At 55.5% G+C, this 19,237-nt stretch carries 21 protein-coding genes; 10 read left to right on the top strand and 11 right to left on the bottom strand.

What is annotated here, in order from left to right; genetic code table 11:
- Nucleotides 1-276 precede the first annotated feature (276 nt).
- The 8 genes from potF (at nucleotide 277) to FN082_RS00870 (ending at nucleotide 8,655) form a co-directional block, all read left to right on the top strand.
- Nucleotides 277-1,389: a spermidine/putrescine ABC transporter substrate-binding protein PotF gene (gene potF, locus FN082_RS00905; RefSeq protein ID WP_139537104.1), complete on the top strand. Its 1,113-nt coding sequence runs from the start codon at nucleotides 277-279 to the stop codon at nucleotides 1,387-1,389.
- A gap of 142 nt (nucleotides 1,390-1,531) precedes the next feature.
- Nucleotides 1,532-2,665, top strand: coding sequence for a putrescine ABC transporter ATP-binding subunit PotG (potG, locus tag FN082_RS00900; protein ID WP_139537105.1), 1,134 nt, complete (start codon nucleotides 1,532-1,534; stop codon nucleotides 2,663-2,665).
- A 10-nt stretch (nucleotides 2,666-2,675) separates the two neighbouring features.
- Nucleotides 2,676-3,629, top strand: a complete 954-nt coding sequence (potH, locus tag FN082_RS00895; RefSeq protein ID WP_110275271.1) for a putrescine ABC transporter permease PotH — start codon at nucleotides 2,676-2,678, stop codon at nucleotides 3,627-3,629.
- Nucleotides 3,626-4,471, top strand: coding sequence for a putrescine ABC transporter permease PotI (potI, locus tag FN082_RS00890; protein ID WP_110275269.1), 846 nt, complete (start codon nucleotides 3,626-3,628; stop codon nucleotides 4,469-4,471). The genes potH and potI overlap by 4 nt, the downstream gene beginning before the upstream one ends.
- 258 nt (nucleotides 4,472-4,729) lie before the next feature.
- The gene (locus tag FN082_RS00885; RefSeq protein ID WP_139537106.1) at nucleotides 4,730-5,218 is read left to right on the top strand and encodes a YbjO family protein; all 489 of its coding nucleotides are present in this window, start codon (nucleotides 4,730-4,732) and stop codon (nucleotides 5,216-5,218) included.
- Between the two features lie 42 nt (nucleotides 5,219-5,260).
- A complete protein-coding gene (rlmC, locus tag FN082_RS00880; protein ID WP_139537107.1) occupies nucleotides 5,261-6,391 on the top strand; it encodes a 23S rRNA (uracil(747)-C(5))-methyltransferase RlmC in 1,131 nt (376 codons plus the stop codon).
- A gap of 78 nt (nucleotides 6,392-6,469) precedes the next feature.
- Entirely contained in the window at nucleotides 6,470-7,186 is a 717-nt protein-coding gene (locus tag FN082_RS00875) for a response regulator transcription factor (protein WP_139537108.1), read from the top strand.
- Nucleotides 7,183-8,655, top strand: a complete 1,473-nt coding sequence (locus tag FN082_RS00870; protein WP_142980968.1) for a sensor histidine kinase — start codon at nucleotides 7,183-7,185, stop codon at nucleotides 8,653-8,655. Before FN082_RS00875 ends, FN082_RS00870 begins: the two co-directional genes overlap by 4 nt.
- Nucleotides 8,656-8,810: 155 nt before the next feature.
- Here the strand turns inward: FN082_RS00870 and artJ are convergent, their stop codons facing one another.
- The 6 genes from artJ to FN082_RS00840 form a co-directional block, all read right to left on the bottom strand.
- A complete protein-coding gene (artJ, locus tag FN082_RS00865; RefSeq protein ID WP_139537110.1) occupies nucleotides 8,811-9,542 on the bottom strand; it encodes an arginine ABC transporter substrate-binding protein ArtJ in 732 nt (243 codons plus the stop codon).
- Nucleotides 9,543-9,715: 173 nt separating this feature from the next.
- Nucleotides 9,716-10,384, bottom strand: coding sequence for an arginine ABC transporter permease ArtM (artM, locus tag FN082_RS00860; RefSeq protein WP_139537111.1), 669 nt, complete (start codon nucleotides 10,382-10,384; stop codon nucleotides 9,716-9,718).
- A complete protein-coding gene (artQ, locus tag FN082_RS00855; protein ID WP_142980967.1) occupies nucleotides 10,384-11,100 on the bottom strand; it encodes an arginine ABC transporter permease ArtQ in 717 nt (238 codons plus the stop codon). Before artQ ends, artM begins: the two co-directional genes overlap by 1 nt.
- A 6-nt stretch (nucleotides 11,101-11,106) precedes the next feature.
- Nucleotides 11,107-11,838 carry an arginine ABC transporter substrate-binding protein ArtI gene (gene artI / locus FN082_RS00850; RefSeq protein WP_139537113.1) on the bottom strand — a complete coding sequence of 244 codons (732 nt, stop codon included), beginning with the start codon at nucleotides 11,836-11,838 and terminating at the stop codon, nucleotides 11,107-11,109.
- Between the two features lie 19 nt (nucleotides 11,839-11,857).
- Complete coding sequence (artP, locus tag FN082_RS00845; RefSeq protein WP_139537114.1) at nucleotides 11,858-12,586, bottom strand: arginine ABC transporter ATP-binding protein ArtP; 729 nt, start codon at nucleotides 12,584-12,586, stop codon at nucleotides 11,858-11,860.
- A 227-nt stretch (nucleotides 12,587-12,813) separates the two neighbouring features.
- Nucleotides 12,814-13,329 carry a lipoprotein gene (locus FN082_RS00840; RefSeq protein WP_139537115.1) on the bottom strand — a complete coding sequence of 172 codons (516 nt, stop codon included), beginning with the start codon at nucleotides 13,327-13,329 and terminating at the stop codon, nucleotides 12,814-12,816.
- Nucleotides 13,330-13,446: 117 nt separating this feature from the next.
- Between FN082_RS00840 and FN082_RS00835 the strand changes: the two genes are divergently transcribed.
- The gene (locus FN082_RS00835) at nucleotides 13,447-13,770 is read left to right on the top strand and encodes a heavy metal-binding domain-containing protein (protein ID WP_112214675.1); all 324 of its coding nucleotides are present in this window, start codon (nucleotides 13,447-13,449) and stop codon (nucleotides 13,768-13,770) included.
- Complete coding sequence (locus FN082_RS00830) at nucleotides 13,767-14,597, top strand: N-acetylmuramoyl-L-alanine amidase (RefSeq protein ID WP_142463818.1); 831 nt, start codon at nucleotides 13,767-13,769, stop codon at nucleotides 14,595-14,597. The genes FN082_RS00835 and FN082_RS00830 overlap by 4 nt, the downstream gene beginning before the upstream one ends.
- Here FN082_RS00830 and FN082_RS00825 read toward each other — a convergent pair.
- The 5 genes from FN082_RS00825 to FN082_RS00805 form a co-directional block, all read right to left on the bottom strand.
- Nucleotides 14,594-15,607, bottom strand: coding sequence for an NAD-dependent epimerase/dehydratase family protein (locus tag FN082_RS00825; protein ID WP_142981155.1), 1,014 nt, complete (start codon nucleotides 15,605-15,607; stop codon nucleotides 14,594-14,596). The two genes, FN082_RS00830 and FN082_RS00825, sit on opposite strands and share 4 nt — an antisense overlap.
- 96 nt (nucleotides 15,608-15,703) lie before the next feature.
- Complete coding sequence (locus FN082_RS00820) at nucleotides 15,704-17,137, bottom strand: SDR family oxidoreductase (protein WP_142980966.1); 1,434 nt, start codon at nucleotides 17,135-17,137, stop codon at nucleotides 15,704-15,706.
- Between the two features lie 11 nt (nucleotides 17,138-17,148).
- The gene (gene ltaE, locus FN082_RS00815; RefSeq protein WP_139537118.1) at nucleotides 17,149-18,150 is read right to left on the bottom strand and encodes a low-specificity L-threonine aldolase; all 1,002 of its coding nucleotides are present in this window, start codon (nucleotides 18,148-18,150) and stop codon (nucleotides 17,149-17,151) included.
- A gap of 80 nt (nucleotides 18,151-18,230) precedes the next feature.
- Nucleotides 18,231-18,515 (bottom strand): HPr family phosphocarrier protein, encoded by a 285-nt coding sequence (locus FN082_RS00810; protein WP_142980965.1) that lies wholly within the window; start codon nucleotides 18,513-18,515, stop codon nucleotides 18,231-18,233.
- Between the two features lie 18 nt (nucleotides 18,516-18,533).
- On the bottom strand, nucleotides 18,534-19,046 hold the full coding sequence (locus FN082_RS00805) for a sugar phosphate isomerase/epimerase family protein (RefSeq protein ID WP_208436565.1): 513 nt from the start codon (nucleotides 19,044-19,046) through the stop codon (nucleotides 18,534-18,536).
- Nucleotides 19,047-19,237: the final 191 nt, after the last annotated feature.

Genomic DNA, 19,237 nt, shown 5'->3' with positions numbered 1-19,237 from the left:
CTCTTAAAGAATTTTTCACCGCTATTCTGCCGCTTTCGGCTTATCACATAGACCCTTATTGCATAAAAAATTGATAAAAGCCGTTTTTTTACCTGGGCTATAGCCTCTTATTCTGGCTACAGTTATTCTGACGATGCTTCCAGTTGCGGGCAACCATTCCGGGAGAGGTCCTCTCTCCTTTTCTTAGGCAATGAAAAAATATGCATGATTATTGCATGCAAACAAGTGCGTATATTCAGCCCGCTTGTTAACGGGCATTGAGAAGGAATAAGAGATATGACCGCCTTTGGTAAAAAATGGTTAACAGGTCTGGTTACGGGTGCGCTGATGGCCGTTTCTGCCGGTTCGCTCGCAGCCGAACAAAAAACCCTGCATGTTTATAACTGGTCTGATTATATTGCGCCGGATACGGTGGCGAATTTTGAAAAAGAGACCGGTATTAAAGTGGTGTATGACGTTTTTGATTCCAATGAAGTGCTGGAAGGAAAATTAATGGCGGGCAGCACCGGTTTTGACCTGGTGGTGCCGTCGGCGAGCTTCCTCGAACGCCAGCTGGCGGCAGGGGTGTTCCAGCCGCTCGATAAGAGCAAACTCCCTAACTGGAAAAATCTCGATCCGGAAGTGTTGAAGCTGGTTGCAAAGCATGATCCGGACAATAAATACGCGATCCCGTACCTGTGGGCGACAACCGGCATCGGCTACAACATCGATAAAGTGAAAGCCGTGCTGGGTAAAGATGCGCCGCTGGATAGCTGGGATCTGGTGATGAAGCCGGAAAATCTGGAGAAACTGAAAAGCTGCGGCGTCTCCTTCCTCGATGCCCCGGAAGAGATATTCGCCACCGTGCTGAACTATCTCGGCAAAGATCCTAATAGCAGTAAAGCCGATGACTACACCGGCCCGGCGACCGAGCTGCTGCTGAAGCTGCGTCCGAATATCCGCTATTTCCACTCATCGCAGTACATAAACGATCTGGCTAACGGCGATATCTGCGTTGCGATCGGCTGGGCAGGCGACGTATGGCAGGCAGCGAATCGGGCGAAAGAAGCCAAGAACGGGGTAAACGTCTCCTATTTTATCCCGAAAGAGGGCGCGCTGGCGTTCTTTGATGTCTTCGCTATGCCTGCGGATGCCAAGAATAAAGATGAGGCTTATCAGTTCCTGAACTATCTGATGCGCCCGGACGTTATCGCCCATATCAGCGATCACGTTTACTACGCCAACGGTAATAAAGCGTCCACGCCGCTGGTGAGCGAGGAGATTCGCAATAACCCGGCAATTTATCCACCGGCTGACGTATTTGCCAAGCTATTCACCCTGAAAGTACAGGATCCAAAAATCGACCGCGTGCGTACTCGCGCATGGACGAAAGTGAAAAGCGGAAAATAACGGCTTTTGATACTGTTGCCCGGTGGCGTTAATGCTACCGGGCCGACAAAAACCGTAGGCCGGGCAAGCGTTAGCATCGCCCGGCGATACGCACCATGACAGTGCGTTTGCACCAGTTTTGATTTCTGCCGGAGAGCACCCCGTGAACGACGTAACCCCCCGCCCGCAGGCGAAAGCCCCCAAAGCGCTGACCCCGCTACTGGAAATCCGTAATTTAACCAAGTCGTTTGATGGGCAGCACGCCGTCGATGACGTCAATCTCACCATTTACAAAGGCGAAATCTTTGCCCTGCTGGGCGCATCCGGCTGTGGTAAATCGACCCTGCTGCGCATGCTGGCAGGGTTTGAACAGCCAACAGCCGGGCAGATTGTTCTCGATGGCGTCGACCTGGCGCGGGTGCCACCGTATCAGCGGCCTATCAACATGATGTTTCAGTCCTACGCGTTGTTTCCCCATATGACGGTGGAACAAAATATCGCTTTTGGCCTCAAGCAGGACAAGCTGCCAAAAGCTGAAATCACCAGCCGGGTGCAGGAGATGCTGGCGCTGGTGCATATGCAGGAGTTCGCGAAGCGCAAACCGCATCAGCTTTCTGGTGGCCAGCGCCAGCGCGTGGCGCTGGCCCGCAGCCTGGCGAAAAGGCCAAAGCTGCTGCTGCTTGATGAGCCGATGGGGGCGCTGGATAAGAAGCTGCGCGACAGGATGCAGCTGGAAGTGGTCGATATCCTTGAACGCGTTGGGGTGACCTGCGTCATGGTCACCCACGATCAGGAGGAGGCGATGACCATGGCGGGCCGCATCGCCATTATGAACCGCGGTAAGTTTGTGCAAATCGGTGAGCCGGAAGAGATCTATGAACATCCGACCACCCGCTACAGCGCGGAGTTTATCGGTTCGGTAAACGTCTTCGAAGGACTGGTGAAAGAGCGTCAGGAAGATGGCCTGGTGCTGGATTCGCCGGGGCTGACGCATCCGCTGAAGGTCGATCCGGATGCTTCCGTCGTAGATAACGTCCCGGTGTGGGTAGCCCTGCGTCCGGAAAAAATCATGCTTTGCGAAGAGCCTCCGGCGGACGGCTACAACTTTGCGGTGGGCGAGGTTATCTACATTGCCTATCTCGGCGACCTGTCTATCTACCATGTACGCCTGAAAAGCGGGCAGATGATCAGCGCTCAGCTACAGAATGAACACCGTTACCGTAAGGGGGCACCGACCTGGGGTGACGAAGTTCGTTTGTGCTGGGACGCCGATAGTTGCGTCGTGCTGACGGTGTAAGGAGAGGGCGATGAGTACATTAGAACCTCCGTCAGGCGCGAAAAAGCCGGGCGGTTTTGCGCTGTGGCTGGCGCGCCTGCAGATGGCCCACGGACGCAAGCTGGTCATCGCGCTGCCTTACGTGTGGCTGATCCTGCTGTTTCTGCTGCCGTTCCTGATTGTGTTTAAAATCAGTCTTGCAGAGATGGCGCGGGCAATCCCGCCCTATACTGATCTGCTGGAGTGGGCTGACGGCCAGCTGACGCTAACGCTGAATCTTGGCAATTTCCTGCAGCTCACCGACGATCCGCTCTATTTCGAAGCGTATTTGCAGTCGCTTCAGGTGGCGGGAATTTCGACGTTCTGCTGTCTGCTGATGGGTTATCCGCTGGCGTGGGCGGTGGCGCACAGTAAGCCGTCCACCCGTAATATCTTGCTGTTGCTGGTTATCCTGCCGTCGTGGACATCGTTCCTGATCCGCGTTTATGCCTGGATGGGCTTGTTGAAAAGCAACGGCGTACTGAATAATTTCCTGTTGTGGCTGGGGGTTATCGATCAGCCGCTGGAGATCCTGCACACCAATCTGGCAGTATATATCGGTATTGTTTATGCCTATCTGCCGTTTATGGTGCTGCCGATTTATACCGCTCTCACGCGTATCGATTACTCACTGGTCGAGGCGTCGCTGGATCTGGGCGCCAGGCCGCTGAAAACCTTCTTCCAGGTGATTGTTCCGCTCACCAAAGGCGGCATTATCGCCGGGTCGATGCTGGTGTTTATTCCGGCGGTAGGGGAGTTCGTTATCCCGGAACTGCTGGGCGGCCCGGACAGCATTATGATTGGCCGCGTGCTGTGGCAGGAGTTCTTTAATAACCGTGACTGGCCGGTAGCCTCGGCGGTAGCTATTGTGATGCTGTTGCTGCTGATCGTACCGATCATGTGGTTCCACAAGCATCAGCAAAAACAGGTGGGGGAACACGGATGAATAATTTGCCGGTAGTCCGTTCGCCGTGGCGAATTTTGATTCTGGTGCTCGGCTTTACTTTTTTGTATGCGCCAATGCTGATGCTGGTGATTTACTCGTTCAACAGCTCAAAGCTGGTGACGGTATGGGCTGGATGGTCAACGCGCTGGTATCGTGAGCTTTTTCATGACGATGCGATGATGAGTGCGGTAGGCCTGAGCCTGACCATTGCCGCCTGTGCCGCGACGGCGGCGGTGATCCTCGGCACCATTGCTGCGGTAGTGATGGTGCGTTTTGGTCGCTTTCGCGGTTCAAACGGTTTTGCCTTTATGATCACCGCGCCGCTGGTAATGCCCGATGTGATAACCGGTTTGTCGCTGCTGCTGCTGTTTGTCGCGTTGGGGCACTCTATTGGCTGGCCGTCGGATCGCGGAATGTTGACCATCTGGCTGGCGCACGTCACCTTCTGTACCGCCTACGTCGCGGTGGTCATTTCGTCACGTCTGCGCGAGCTGGACCACTCTATTGAAGAGGCGGCGATGGACCTTGGCGCAGCGCCGCTTAAAGTCTTCTTTGTCATTACGCTGCCGATGATTATGCCGGCGGTCGTTTCGGGCTGGCTGTTGGCGTTCACTTTGTCACTGGATGACCTGGTAATTGCCAGCTTTGTTTCCGGACCAGGTGCGACAACGCTGCCGATGCTGGTCTTCTCCAGCGTGCGTATGGGTGTCAATCCGGAGATCAATGCCCTGGCGACCTTAATCCTCGGCGTGGTCGGGATTGTTGGTTTTATCGCCTGGTATTTAATGGCCCGCGCGGAAAAGCAGCGGGTGCGCGATATCCAGCGTGCAAGAAGGGGCTGAACCGCCTATACCCGTCATACTTCAAGTTGCTTATGTGTTGGCTACGGATTACTCGGCCCATCCATGGGCCTCGCCCTCACGGGCCGTCGCAAGCGACGTTCAAATCTGCTCCCGGCAGATTTGTCGCTCACCCCAGTCACATAGTTATCTATGCTCCTGGGGACTCCCTCCCTTGCCGCCTTTAAGCAACTCGAATTATTTAGGGTATAATATCTGCAATAGAGTTAACATCGGCGCCGCATTTGTGGCGCCGTTTTCATGGAAGACTTTACGTTGGGATTGTTTACAAAAACGCACTCGTCTCATGCTCGTCTTAACGTTCCTGCACTGGTGCAGGTGGCGGCTTTCGCCATTATTTTAATCCGTGGCCTGGATTTGCTGATGATCCTCAATCAGCTTGGCGTTCAGGGTATTGAAGAGTTTGTCCATCGCAGCGTGCAGACGTGGGCGTTAACCCTGGTTTTCCTCTCAAGCCTGGTGCTGGTTTTTGTTGAGATCTGGTGCGCGTTTTCGTTGGTAAAAGGGCGTAACTGGGCGCGCTGGCTGTTCCTGTTGACTCAGATTATCGTGATTGGCTACCTGTGGGCCGCTTCTCTGGGCTACGGTTATCCCGAGCTCTTTAGCATCGCCGGAGAGTCGAAGCGCGAAATATTTCGTTCTCTGGTGCTGCAAAAACTGCCGGATCTGCTGGTGTTGGCCATTCTGTTTGTTCCTGCGCCGTGCCGACGCTTTTTCCGTTTACAGTAACGGTGATACAATCCCCGCCCCTGTTTTTTTGAAGGTCTTGTTATGCACTGCGCACTTTATGACGCGAACCGCTGTCGCTCCTGCCAGTGGCTCGAACTGCCGATATCTCAACAGCTCGCCGGTAAAATGGCCGACCTGCGTACGCTGTTGACGGATGCTCCGGTAGCCAACTGGTGCGCGCCGTTGTGCGGCCCGGAAACCGGGTTTCGCAATAAAGCCAAAATGGTGGTCAGCGGCAGCGTTGAGCGCCCGCTGCTCGGGATGCTGCACCGTGATGGTACGCCGGAAGACCTGACTGATTGCCCGCTTTACCCGCAAAGTTTTGCCCCCGTATTTGCCGCGCTTAAACCGTTTATCGCCCGTGCCGGACTCACGCCCTATAACGTGGCCCGCAAGCGCGGAGAGCTGAAGTATATTCTGCTCACCGAAAGCCAGCAGGATGGCGGTATGATGCTGCGTTTTGTTCTGCGCTCAGAGACCAAGCTTGCCCAACTGCGCGCGGCGCTGCCGGAGTTACAGGTACAGCTTCCGCAACTGAAAGTGATTACCGCCAATATTCAGCCGGTGCATATGGCTATCATGGAGGGAGAGCAGGAAATCTTCCTCACCGATCGGCAGGCGCTGGCGGAAAACTTCAACGGCGTGCCGCTGTGGATCCGCCCGCAGAGTTTCTTTCAGACTAACCCGACGGTTGCCAGCCAGCTGTATGCCACCGCTCGCGACTGGGTGCGCCAACTGCCGGTTAACCATATGTGGGATCTCTTCTGCGGCGTTGGCGGCTTTGGACTGCACTGCGCCACGCCGCAGATGCGCCTGACCGGGATTGAGATCGCCCCGGAAGCCATCGCCTGCGCAAAGCAGTCGGCGGCGGAGTTAGGTTTACACAATCTGCATTTTCAGGCGCTCGACTCTACGCAGTTTGCCACCGGCGAAGGGGAGGTTCCTGAGCTGGTACTGGTGAATCCGCCGCGTCGCGGTATTGGCAACGAGCTGTGCGACTATTTAAGCCGCATGGCGCCTGACTTTATTATCTACTCCAGCTGTAACGCCCGGACGATGGCGAAAGATATCGCTCGTCTGACCGGGTATCGTATCGAACGCGTGCAGCTGTTTGATATGTTCCCCCACACCGCCCACTATGAGGTGCTGACCCTGTTGGTTCGCGAAGTTTAACTAAAATGTGAACTCTTCAGCAGGCAAAGATCGGGTAAGCTTGGCTAATCAGAATGTATGAAAAGCGGAGTGCTGCCGGTGGCTAAGAGAATTCTGTTGGTTGAAGATGATGACGATATCGCCGCGCTGCTGCGCCTGAATCTGCAGGATGAAGGGTATCAGATTGTCCACGAGGCGGACGGTGCGCAGGCGCTACAGCAGCTGGAAAAAGAGGTCTGGGATGCAGTGATTCTCGATCTGATGCTGCCCGGCGTTGACGGTCTGGAGATCTGTCGGCGTATTCGCCAGCAAACTCGTTACCTGCCGGTCATTATTATCAGCGCCCGCGCCAGCGAAACCCAGCGCGTGCAGGGGCTGGAAATGGGGGCCGATGATTACCTGGCCAAACCCTTTTCAATTATCGAACTGATTGCGCGGGTAAAAGCGGTGTTTCGCCGTCAGGAGGCAATGGGCCAGAATCTGTTGATGGATGCCGGACGCATCACCAGTCACGGCCTGAGCATCGACCCGCTGTCCCGTGAGGTCAAGCTGCGCGGCGAGACGGTGGATCTGACGCCGCGCGAGTTTGACCTGCTGTACTACTTTGCCCGCCACCCGGGAGAGGTCTTTTCCCGTCTTGCGCTGCTTGACCAGGTATGGGGCTATCAGCACGATGGCTATGAGCATACGGTCAACACCCATATCAACCGCCTGCGTACCAAAATTGAGCACGACCCGGCTGAACCTGACATCATCCTGACCGTCTGGGGAAAAGGCTATAAGTTCGCCGTGGAGCGCAAAGAGGCGCTGTCATGATCCACCGTCTCAGCCTCAGCCAGCGCCTGGCGTTGGTTTTCACCTCGCTGCTGCTGCTCTGCGCCATCGCCGTGTGCCTGATCCAGCTTTACAGCAGCGCGCAATATGGTAATGCGATGGTGCAGCGCCTCTCTGCCGGACTGGCGCAGCAAATTGCCGCCCGCGAACCACTTCTTGACTCCCAGGGGCAGGTTGACCGCCAGATGCTGAAACCGCTTTTCGACCGGTTGATGACCTTCAACCCCAGCGTCGAGCTGTATCTGGTTTCACCCGACGGCGAGCTGCTGGCCGACGCCGCACCGCCGGGCCATATCAAGCGCCAGCGCATTGATCTTGAGCCAGTACAAACCTTTCTTTCCGGCGGCACCTGGCCGATTTATGGCGACGACCCGCGCAGTATCGGCCAGCAGAAAGTGTTCAGCGTCGCGCCGCTAAGGCAGGATGGCCAGCTGCGCGGCTATCTGTACATCATTCTGCAAGGCGAGACCTTTAATGAACTGGCGGTAAACGCATGGCAGAAAACGTTGGGGAGTCTGTTGTTGTGGACCCTTGTGCTGGTCGTTGGTCTTGGCCTGTTGGCGGGTTGGCTTGCCTGGTACTGGGTCACGCGTCCGGTACGCCAGCTTACCGCGCTGGTAGCGACGGATGAAAAAGACAGCATTCACGCGATTAAGGCGCTGGCGGCGCAAACGCCGGAAGCGAATCCGGGCAATGAAGTCGCCGTGCTATACAACCGCTTTATCGAGCTGGCCCGCCAGATTGCCGGGCAGTGGGATCGCCTGGCTGATAGCGATCGCCAGCGTCGCGAATTCGTCGCCAATATCTCTCACGACCTGCGCACGCCGCTGACCTCGTTGCTGGGCTATCTGGAAACATTGACCCTTAAGGCCGATCGACTCACGGTGGAGGAGAACAAACAGTATCTGAACATCGCGCTACGTCAGGGGAATAAAGTTCGCCATCTTTCTCAGCAGCTGTTTGAGTTGGCCCGCCTGGAGCACGGGGGGATTAAGCCGCAGCCGGAGAAGTTTGCGCTGGCTGAGCTGATGCAGGACGTGGCGCAAAAGTTCGATTTGACGATCGCCACGCGAAAAATTGCTTTGCAGCTGGAGCTGTCGGAGGGTTTGCCGCCGGTTGTCGCGGACCTGTCGATGATCGAAAGGGTGCTGACTAATCTACTTGATAACGCCCTGCGGCACACCCCGGAAGGCGGGACTATTCGCCTGACGGCACGTGAGTCAGAGCAGGAGATTATCGTCGAGGTGGCTGACAGCGGGCCGGGAGTAGCTGGTGAGCTACGGGCAACGTTGTTTGAACGGCCTTCGGTGCTGGAGCCTGGTGCGCAAAGCGCATCGCGAGGGGGGTTAGGGTTGATGATTGTGCGCAGGATGCTACAGCTACACGGCGGCGATATACGCCTTCTGGAAGTACCAGCAGGGGCCTGTTTCCAGTTTACCCTGCCGGTTTAAGGTTCTTGGTTTGTTGACCGGCTCTGTCCAGGTCGTGTGGTTGCACATTATCATCCCGGGGGCGGCGCTTGATGCGCCTTGCCCGGGCTACAGGTTCACAGTCGCCTGCGGGCTGGGTAGCCCGGACAGGCGCACCGCGCCGCCTCCGGGAAGGATTACTCCGGGAACCACTGATTGCTGATTTTGTCGTAGGTGCCGTCGGCTTTAATTGCCTTCAGCGCAGCGTTCAGTTTTTCCAGTAGTGCTTTATTATCCGGGCGTACCGCAATGCCGAGGCCGGTGCCAAAGTATTGCGGGTCGGTGACTTTCGGCGTCGCCGCACCCAGCTGCGGGTTGGTTTTCAGCCATTCGTTAACCACGGCGGTATCGCCAAATACCCCATCAATACGGCCATTTTTCAGGTCGATAAATGCATTCTGGTAGCTATCGTAGGCCACGGTTTTCACTTCCGGGTGTTTATCCTGCAGGTATTTCTGATGCGTGGTGCCATTTTCCATACCGATGCGCTTGCCTTTCAGATCGTCGAAAGAGTGGTAAGCATCTTTCTTCGAAATCACCAGCGCGGAGTTGGCGTAGTACGGGTCGGTAAATGCCACCTGCTTGCTACGTTCTGGAGTAATGTCCATACCGGAAATAACCGCATCATATTTTTTAAATTTGAGCGCCGGGATCAGGCTGTCGAAAGCATGGTTGGTAAAAGTACATTCAGCCTGCATTTGTTTGCACAGCGCGTTTGCCAGGTCGATATCGAAACCGGCGATCTGGTTGTTGGCGTCCATCGATTCAAACGGTGGATAGGTTGCAGAAACGCCAAAGCTGATTTTCTCTGCGGCTGCGGCGCCAAAGGCGAAAGAGGTAAGCAGTGCGGCCAGAACTAACTTTTTCATTGTCAAACTCCCGTCGGTCAATCTTATGTTGTTGTGCCGTGTCTGTGGCTGGGATTAACAATGCCATCAAATGAATTTATATTCAATAAATATGGATAACTATTTTAATCTAAATAAAAAAAGACGGATAATTCAGCGAATTTATCCGTCTTCGTTTGGCTGGTTATGCGTTTTTAATTACGGCGCTCAAAAGCCAGTGCTTTATGTTCAACCAGACGCATCAGCAGCGTCAGCAGACCGTTGACGATGAGATAAACAATCCCGGCGGCGCCGAACACCATCACATCATAGGTACGGCCATAGAGCAGCTGGCTGTGGCCCATCACTTCCATCAAGGTAATGGTGTAGGCCAGAGAAGTACTCTTGAACACCAGCACCACTTCGTTGGAGTAAGAGGAGAGGGCGCGTTTGAAAGCATACGGTAGCAAAATAGCCAGCGTATCTTTCTTGCTCATCCCCAGCGCGCCGCAGGACTGCCACTGGCCATCGGGAATAGCGCGAATAGCACCATAAAACAGCTGGGTGGTATAAGCGGCGCTGTTGAGAGAGAGGGCAATCAGCGCGCAGAGCCAGGGCTCGGAAATGAGATGCCAGAGTACCGGATACTCCTGCAGCGACGGGAACTGACCCGGGCCGTAGTAAATCAGGAAAATCTGCACCAGCAGCGGCGTGCCGGTAAACAACGTGATATAGCCGCGCACGATCCATACCAGCCCCGGCGTTTTTAGCGTCAGGATGATGGTAAAGACGAGCGAGAGAATCAGCGCCACAACGATAGAGGCTGCGGTTAGCGTCAGGCTGGTATGCAGCCCTTTGAGCAGTTCGGGTAAGTAATCAAGCATCAGCCTGGACTCCTTTCGAAGCGCGTCGCACGCTGATCAATACGTTTCAGGATGTACTGACTCAACAGCGTGATGACCAGGTAGATTGCCGCCGCGATGATATACCAGTTAAACGGCTCCTGAGTACGGGTGGCGATACTTTTGGTTTGCAGCATAAGATCGTTGACGCTGATAAGGCTGACTAACGCGGTATCCTTCAGCAACACCAGCCACTGATTCCCGAGTCCCGGCAACGCATGACGCCACATTTGCGGCATCACCAGACGGAAGAAAATGGCGGATTTGGATAACCCCAGCGCCTGACCGGATTCCCACTGTCCCTGAGGGACTGCTTTTAGCGCCCCGCGCAGGGTCTGCGATGCGTAAGCGGCATACAGCAGGGAAAGCGCAATGGCTCCACACAGGAACGGACTGACGTCGAAGTTCTCAATCTGCATCTGGACCGGGATCTGCACAAAGCCGAGATTGATCGTAAAGCCGTCAGAGAGGCTCAGCAGCAGCTGTGAGGAACCAAAATAGATAAACAGAACCACCAAAATTTCCGGTAGTCCACGTAAAAGGGTGACAATGCCGGTTGCGAGCCAGGCGACCGGACGCAGCTTCACCGACTCGAGGACGGCAAACAGCATCGCCAGCACCAGGCCGATGATCAGGGCGCAAACGGCAAGGCCGACGGTCATACCGGCGGCGCTTGCTAATGGAAAAAATTCGTTCATTCAGCGTTACTTCTGGAACCATTTGTTATAGATAGACTGGTAAGTCCCATCGCTCTTCACTTTTTCCAGCGCAGCGTTAAATTTCTGCTGCAGCTCGGTATTGCCCTGGCGCAGCGCAATGCCGAGACCGGTGCCGAAGTAGTCTTTATCGGTGACTTTATCGCCCACAGCCCCCAGCTTCGGATTGCTCTTCAGCCATTCGGTAACGACAGCGGTGTCGCCGAACACGGCGTCAATGCGGCCGTTTTGCAGGTCCAGCTTCGCGTTCTGGTAGCTGTCGTAAGGGACGGTGGTGATTTCCGGGTGCTTATCGGTGATGAATTTCTGGTGAGTCGTGCCGTTCTGGACGCCGACTTTTTTGCCTTTAAGCTGCTCGATGCTGGTGAATTTACCCTGCTGACCGACAAACAGCGCAGAGTTTTCATAGTATGGGGTGGTGAACAGCACCTGCTTTTCACGCTCGGGGGTGATATCCATCCCGGCCATAACCGCGTCGAAACGACGGAATTTCAGGCTTGGGATCAGGCTATCGAACGCCTGGTTAGTAAAGGTACAGGTGGCATCAATCTCTTTACACAGCGCGTTCGCCAGATCGACATCGAAGCCGACAATTTTGTTATTGGCATCAATCGCTTCAAACGGAGGGTAGGAAGCCTCGGTGGCGAAACGAATGGTCTGGGCTGCGGTAGCGGAGAGGCTCATGCCCGCAAGAAGTGCGGCAATCAGTACTTTTTTCATCGTCATTTCCCCGAAAACATCAATGTGAAAGATAGTTTTTAAACGCGTCGGTCTGCGGATGCGCGAAGCAGCCAGCATCCCCTTGTTCGACGATATAGCCATTTTCCATATACACCACGCGGCTCGCGGTTTTACGCGCCACTTCCACTTCGTGGGTGACGATAACCTGCGTGATGCCGGTTTCAGCCAGTTCGCGAATGATACTGACTATCTGAGCGGTGATTTCTGGATCGAGCGCCGCCGTCGGTTCATCAAACAGCAGAACCTGCGGTTCCATCATCAGGGCGCGGGCAATAGCGACGCGCTGCTGCTGACCGCCGGAAAGATGCAGCGGATAGCGATCGCTGTAGGGTTTCAGGCGCAGACGTTCGAGCAGTTTTTCTGCGCGGGCTAAAGCCTGATCCTTGCTTAAACCGAGTACGCGGCAGGGAGCTTCAATCAGATTTTGCTGCACCGTCAGATGCGGCCACAGATTGTACTGCTGGAAAACCATACCGACGTTCTGGCGCAGCTCACGAATGGCTTTGTCAGAGGGCGCTTTGGTAAAGTCGAAATGATTCCCGGCGATATGCAGGGTACCGGAACGCGGCATTTCCAGCAGGTTGAGTACGCGCAGCAGCGAGCTTTTACCGGCACCGCTTGGGCCGAGCAGCACCAGCGTTTCCCCCTGCGGGCAATCCAGCGTGATGTCGAACAGCGCCTGGTGCGCGCCGTAGAAGCAATTAATGCCGTTTAATTTAATGCTCATCTGGGCAGTCTGATACAAATAGCAATTGAGGCCGCAAATAGTACCTTTGGCAGAATAGTTATGCAATATTTATGCGTTAAAAGTTAAATGTAAACCACGTTTACATTTAAAGGTAGCACAAAATATGGGTTCACGAAGGGGAGGGGAGTAAATGTCGGCATTAGCTGGGTAAATGCCGACATTTTACCGGGGTTATCAGTTTGGCCGCATGGCTTCAACGACGCCGGTTAGCGTTTTTCGAGACTCTGACGCAGGGTTCCCGCCGGCGCATGGGAGTTATTGCCGAGATAGCGCACGTCATCCACGGCCCAGCACTGGCCTTCCTGAATCATCAGCACTTCGTCTTTCCAGCTTTGCGTCCCCTGTTTCAGCTCAACGCGCAGCGGAATATTACGCGCATCGCGATTAGGGATCGTGGAGGCGCTGGCGACGCTGGCGCTGTCGGCTGGCGTGGTGCTACTGGAGAACAGGTTAGACTGCAGCAGGGTATGATTTGATGGGTCCTGGCGAGCATCGTTCAGTAGCTTCGCCAGGTCGTCACTCAGATATGGACGCAGCGCGGTTAAATCGCTATTGCGATTCTGTACCTGGTAGTCATAAAACTTTTGCGCCACGTCATCCGGACCGCCTTCGACGCAAGGGCCGCTGCGGGTGCCGTTATCTTTGTAGGCAGGCGTGACGGTAGTACAGGCGCTGAGCGCCAGCGCGCAGGGGAGGACTAATGCAAGAACTTTGTAGCGCATGATGATTTCCTTATAAGCTCACTACGTTAGAATATCTTTACAAGCATAGTGTATCAGATAGGGATTGTGCTTGACCCTTAGAGCTAACGCATTGAACGCTAAAGAAGGAGTCTCACCATGCAATTCTCAACCACCCCGACCCTGGAAGGTCAGCCGATTATCGAATACTGCGGCGTCGTCACGGGGGAAGCAATTCTCGGTGCTAACGTATTCCGCGATTTTTTCGCCAGCATTCGCGATATCGTCGGCGGTCGTTCCGGTGCCTATGAAAAGGAGTTGCGTAAGGCGCGGGAAATCGCTTTCGAAGAGATGAGCGAGCAGGCGAAAGCGCTGGGCGCGGATGCGATAGTCGGTATTGATATTGATTACGAAACCGTCGGTAAAGACAGCAGCATGCTGATGGTGAGCGTCAGCGGCACTGCGGTGAAGACCCGGCGATGAGAATTGGCCGGGCAGGCGTACTGCTTACGCTACTGCTGGCGGGCTGCGCCACGGAAAAAGGGATTATCGATCGCGACGGCTATCAGCTGGATACGCGCCACCCGGCGCAGGCGGCTTATCCGCGCATCAAGGTGCTGGTGATCCACTACACCGCCGATGATTTCGACGTTTCGCTGGCGACGCTGACGGATAATCAGGTGAGTTCTCACTATCTGATCCCGGAGAAACCGCCGCTTTACAACGGTAAACCGCGGATCTGGCAACTGGTGCCGGAAGAGGATCTGGCCTGGCATGCGGGTATCAGCTTCTGGCGCGGCAGCACGCGTATTAACGATACTTCGATTGGTATTGAGCTGGAGAATCGCGGCTGGCAAAAAACGGTGGGGGTAAAAAGCTTCATGCCGTTTAATCCGGCGCAGATTGACGCCCTGATCCCGCTGGCGAAAGATATCATTGCGCGCTACCACATCGCGCCGCAGAACGTGGTTGCTCATGCGGATATCGCCCCGCAGCGTAAAGACGACCCGGGGCCACTCTTCCCGTGGCGCAGGCTGGCGGAGCAGGGGATTGGCGCATGGCCGGATGCGCAGCGCGTGGCGTTTTATTTACAGGGACGTCCGTCATACGAACCGGTCGAAACGGCAGATCTGCTGGACGTGCTGTCCCGCTACGGCTATCAGGTGACGCCGGAAATGACCCAGGCGCAGCAGAAGCGGGTGATTATGGCTTTCCAGATGCACTTTCGCCCCGAGCGCTGGGACGGCGTTGCCGATGCCCAAACGCTGGCGATTGCTGAAGCGCTGCTGGAAAAGTACGGTCGCGGTTAATAGTGCAGTTTACCGTGGTCTTTTAGCCACGCGGCGGTACGGATAATCCCTCCATCCATGGTGACGACCGGCTGGTAGCCTAGCTCCTGCCGGGCACGGGCGATATCAAGGGTGAAATCAAAGTTCAGCTTGGAGACGCCGTAGTGGGTGAACGCGGGCTCTTTAGCTGACTTATTGCCAAAGTGCTCCATGCTGCGGGCGATGATATCCAGCATTGGATAGGGGACCGAACGGATGCGGCACTTAATCCCCAGCTCATCGATAAGCTTTTGCACAATGCTGTGCAGGGTTTGCGGTTCGCCGTTAGTGATGTTGTAAGCGCGAGCCGAAGTCAGACGGTCGCACTGCGGTTGGCTGGCGAGCCACATCGCGTGCACTGCGTTTTCATAATAGGTCATATCCACCAGCGCGCTGCCGCCGCGCGGTAACAGAACGCTGCCGTAGTGCTGCATCATCTGCGCCAGGCGCGGGATAAACACTTTGTCATGCGGGCCAAACAGGCTTTGCGGGCGCAAAATCGTAAAACGGGTATTCGGATTAGCCTGCGCCAGCAGGTTAATCACATCTTCGCTTGCCGCTTTGCTGCGGGCGAACTCGTTGGCGAAACGCTGCGGGCGAAAATCTTCCTGAATATCGCGATGATGGTGGTAATCAAAGTAGAGCGATGGTGAAGAGATATGCACGAAGTTGCGCACGCCCCAGGCCACCGCCCACTCGCCGAGGCGACGGGTGGCGCGGACGTTCGCCAAATCAAAGGCCTGCTGGGTACCCCACGGTGAGGTAAAGCTGGAACAGTGCCACAGGGTGTCGATATCGGCGAGCATCACTTTCGCCTGAGAGGAAACCAGTTCGGTTAAGTTCGCAGGGACAAACTCTGCGCCCATTTTGCTCAGAAGCTTGCCCATGGCCTCGTTGCGCCCGGTCGCTCTGACGCTGATGCCCCTGTTACGCAGATATTCCACCGCGTTGCGGCCCAATCCGCTGGTCGCACCGGTAACCAGTACCTTCATATCGATCCACTGTTTCACAAAAGAATTTCGTGCGCATTTTTCCGTGATTCTGACTACGATGCAATGAGAATCATGAAAGAATTCTACGCATATACTCTATTTGATGGTGGTTTGCTCCGCCAGCCGGGCGATGCGCCGCGCCATGCCGCGAAAAATAAACAGATGCGCCGGGATCATCAGCAGCCAGTAGAAGAGGCCCGGCATACCGTGCGGATGCCACCAGGCACGCACGTCCAGCTCGCGATGGTCGCCTTTATCGCGCAGGGTAAAGCTCAAACGGCCAAGACCGGGGGCTTTCATGCCGAATAATAGGGTGAGCTGCTTTTCCGGCTCGACGATAATCACCTTCCAGCTGTCCACCGCGTCGCCGGTCTGCAGATATTCTTTTTCCGGGCGGCCTTTTGCCAGCCGATGGCCGACCAGCAAATCCATCGCGCCGCGAGTTTTCCACAGGACGTTACCGAAGAAGTAGCCCTCTTTGCCGCCGATTTGATTGACCACTTTCCACAATGCTGCGAGGCTGGCGGAGGTGTTTACGGTGCAGCCAGCTTGCTTCGGGTAGTAGCCATACTCTGGCCGCCAGCGGGCAAAGGCCTGCGCATCGTAACCCCAGTCGCTGGAGTTCACCAGTTGCTCTTCTTCTTTTAGCGTGCGGCGTACCGCTTCATCGAAAGCGATCAGCGGCTGCGGAATTAAGGCCCGCAGGGCGCGATCGTCAGCGATCAGATCGTGTTTAAGCCCCTGGATCAGCGCTTTGGCGATCGTTGGCGGCACGGAGGTAATGACATTGAGAAACCACACCGAAATCCAGCGGGTTGGGAAAGGGATGGGGATCAGCAGGCGCTTTTTGCCGCTGACTGCCATAAAGCGAGTGAACTGCTGCTGATAGCTCAAAACTTCCGGCCCGGCGGCTTCAAAGATGCGATGCTCGCGGGCCGGATAGTTAAGCAGCTGCACCAGATAGTAGAGCAAGTTTTCCAGCGCAATCGGCGTGGTGCGCGAGCGTACCCAACGCGGCGGCGTTAACACTGGCAGGTTGTAGACCATATCGCGCATCACTTCGAACGCAGCAGAACCCGCCCCGACGATAATCCCGGCGCGAATTTCCGTGACCGGGACGCCGGACTCGCGCAGCAGGTCAGCGGTTATCTGGCGGGCGCGCAGGTGATCGGATTGCTCCTGTTCTGCAACCTGTAAGGAACTGAGAAAAATCACTTCGCTGACCGGCGTCTCGCGCAGCGCATCGCGAACGTTTAGCGCAACCTGGCGTTCGTGTTGAATAAAATCGCCGCCTTCACCCATTCCGTGTACCAGGTAGTAAACGATGTCGGCCTGCGTCAGCAGGGCGGGCAGGCCACCTGGCTGGTTTAGGTCAAGCGGGTGACACTCGACGCCAGGGAGATTCTGTTTTTTAAGCCTGTCAACCTGGCGCGCCGCCGCCAGCACTGGAAAACCCTGCTCGCTGAGGCTTTTTACCAGATGCTGACCAATATAACCGCTGGCGCCAAGCACCAGAATTCGTTGCGACACGCCGGACCTCCTTAACGGTTTAAAAATGCCTGCCAGTGGCGAACCACCTCGGCAAGCTGCTGACGGCTGACGTCAATATGCGTGACCAGGCGCACAACAGGCGAAGAATTAATCAACACGTTGCGTTCGCGTAAATATTCGCCCAGCGCGGCAGCCTGTTCTTCGCCGACGCGGACAAATAGCATATTGGTGTCATGACGAGTGACGTCAGCGCCGATAGCGCGCAGCTGCTCCGCCATCCACGCGGCGTTGTCGTGATCCTCTTTTAAGCGCTCAACGTTGTTCTGTAACGCATACAGGCCCGCCGCAGCCAGAATTCCTGCCTGGCGCATCCCGCCGCCGACCATTTTCCGCCAGCGGATAGCGCGGCGAATGTACTCCTGGCTCCCCACCAGCAGTGAACCTATCGGCGCGCCGAGGCCTTTGGAAAGGCAAATGGTGAACGAATCGCAGTACTGGGTGACTTCGCGCAGCTCGCAGCCATAGTCCACTACGGCGTTAAAAATACGCGCGCCGTCAACGTGCAGCCCGAGGCCTCGCTGGCGAGTGAACTCCCACGCATCATGGAGGTATTCGCGCGGCAGTACTTTGCCATTATGAGTATTTTCCAGACATAGCAGCCGGGTTGGGGCGAAATGGATATCGTCCGGTTTGATTTTGGCGGCGACTTTATCCAACGGCAGGGAACCGTCCGCAGCAGCGTCGATTGGCTGCGGTTGGATACTGCCAAGTACTGCTGCGCCACCAGCTTCGTAGAGATAGTTATGTGCGCCCTGGCCGACGATATACTCTTCGCCGCGCTGGCAGTGGCTGAGCAGAGCGACCAGGTTGGCCTGAGTACCGGTCGGCAGGAAGATCGCGGCCTCTTTGCCCGCCAGTTCGGCGGCATAGCGCTGGAGTCCGTTAACGGTTGGGTCATCACCATAAACGTCATCCCCGACCGGGGCGGCCATCATCGCTTCCAGCATGGCGCGGCTCGGGCGGGTGACGGTATCACTGCGTAAATCAATCATATAAATTCCTTCTCAAGAGTTGTCTTCAATTTTTACCGGAAGTTATGGGCTTACGCCACTCTCGAGAAGGAAAAGCGTGTTTAATCGATGTTCTCTCCCAGCCCGGCATTAATCAACGCCTGTAAATTGAACATTTCCACCTCTTTCCCGGCGGGCAGGCGCACAATTATCTCATCGCCGCGGCTGACGCCGAGGCTGAGAAGCTTCATTAAACTGCCCGCATTGACGAAGCGTTCCGGATGCCGCGTATGGGCAATCTCCACCGGGAAATCCAGTGCTTTAACGGTTTTGACTAACTGCGCCGCAGGCCGGGCGTGCAGGCCGCTGGGGTTACGAATGCGAATATATGCTTGTAGATAACTCATGGTATGACTCCTCTATTATCAGGCGCACTTTTCCGCAAGCCGCAGTAAATTCTCCAGGCTTATCGCCAGGCTATCCAGCGGGTTGCCGGGGCATATATCTTGCTCAACGGCGTAATACTGAACGCCATAGCGTTCGCCCCATTGTAGAATGGGCAGAAAATCAATACTCCCACGGCCAATCTCGGCTAGCGACTCCGGGTAGCCGAGAGCCGGGTTGTCATAGATATCCTTTAGATGGAGGACAGGGATGCGATATGGGTATTTTTCGATGCAGTTAAGGGGATCGAATCCGGCGTATTTTACCCAGTAGGTGTCTATCTCCGGGTACAAACAGCGGTTATTTTCCGGCGCCATCAGGTAGTCATGGGCGATAATTCCATCAACCTGCGACTGGAACTCAAATTCGTGATTATGGTAGCCGACGCGCCAGCCGAGCGGGGCAAGTTTATCGGCAACGGCCAGTAGCTGCGATTTAATCTCCCGATAGCCAGCTTCATTTTGCCGTTCTGGTTCGAGATAGTGACAAAACATGGTCTTCGTGCCGAACAGCAGCCCCTCATAAACACGGCGTCCAGGTCATTCACCATCCGCTGTGGGCTGATATGCATTCCGGCAACCTTCAGACCGGTTTCATGTAGCGCAGCGCTGACCTCTTCTGCGCTGTGTCCACGCAGCCCATCAATTTGTACCGCTTGCCAGCCCATTTTTTTTACTTCACGCAA

Origin of the sequence: Klebsiella spallanzanii, from assembly GCF_902158555.1 — a bacterium.
Classification (GTDB): domain Bacteria; phylum Pseudomonadota; class Gammaproteobacteria; order Enterobacterales; family Enterobacteriaceae; genus Klebsiella; species Klebsiella spallanzanii.
The sequence above is the reverse complement of the archived record's forward strand: the minus strand, read 5'-3'. Positions and strand labels throughout refer to the sequence as shown.